The following is a 947-nucleotide window of genomic DNA, read 5'->3' as shown; positions in this document are numbered from 1 at the left end:
ATGCTGCTCCGACCGCTTGTAGGCGTACGGTTTCAGGTTCTATTTCACCCTTCTATTCGAAGTGCTTTTCACCTTTCCTTCACAGTACTTGTTCACTATCGGTCTTTCAGGAGTATTTAGCCTTGGAGGATGGTCCCCCCATATTCAGACAGGATTTCACGTGTCCCGCCCTACTCATTTATCATCTTAATATGCCTTTCGAGTACAGGATTGTCACCTTCTTTGATTGTTCTTTCCAAAACATTCCTCTAAACATATAAAGACTTTTGGGCTAATCCGCTTTCGCTCGCCACTACTTACGGAATCTCTTCGATTTCTTTTCCTCCGGGTACTTAGATGTTTCAGTTCTCCGGGTTTGCTCCTCCTAAGAGGTGACATGTCTTCAACATGCCGGGTTGCCCCATTCGGACATCTGCGGATCAATTCGTGTGTGCCAATCCCCGCAGCTTTTCGCAGCTTACCACGTCCTTCGTCGCCTCTGAAAGCCTAGGCATCCGCCATACGCCCTTAACGATTTCTTTCCTATTTTTGGTTACTCAAGCGCTTTATGCGCTCGGTTTTCTCTTTGTGATGTCTTTACCGTTAATGTCAATGATCTTAATGTCTTCTTTTCCGTCTGATAAACAATTGTTGTTTTTGGCTCCAATCGTAACTTTTAAATCAAACTTCCAAAACTGTGGAGAATAAGGGAGTCGAACCCTTGACCTCCTGCGTGCAAGGCAGGCGCTCTAGCCAGCTGAGCTAATTCCCCCTCTAGTAGACTTCAGATGCCAGATCAAAGAGCACAGACTTAAATGTCTCATGTCTCATATCTTTTATCTTCCCGTCTTTTTAATTAGTAGTCTCGGGCAGGCTCGAACTGCCGACCTCTACATTATCAGTGTAGCGCTCTAACCAGCTGAGCTACGAGACTGTCTGTTAGACTTACAGATTTCAGATAATAGATA

At 45.0% G+C, this 947-nt stretch carries 2 tRNA genes and 1 rRNA gene; all 3 read right to left on the bottom strand.

Features of this window, described 5'->3' with window-relative positions:
• Nucleotides 1-521 (bottom strand): 23S ribosomal RNA (locus F3J23_RS21515); the annotation flags it as partial.
• Between the two features lie 156 nt (nt 522-677).
• Nucleotides 678-751 (bottom strand) — tRNA-Ala (locus F3J23_RS21510).
• A gap of 88 nt (nt 752-839) precedes the next feature.
• Nucleotides 840-913: transfer RNA gene (locus tag F3J23_RS21505), tRNA-Ile, on the bottom strand.
• Nucleotides 914-947 lie beyond the last annotated feature (34 nt).

It is taken from the genome of Chryseobacterium sp. Tr-659, assembly GCF_011752975.1.
Classification (GTDB): domain Bacteria; phylum Bacteroidota; class Bacteroidia; order Flavobacteriales; family Weeksellaceae; genus Chryseobacterium.
Note: the sequence above shows the minus strand (reverse complement) of the source record. Positions and strands in the feature narration are given on the sequence as shown.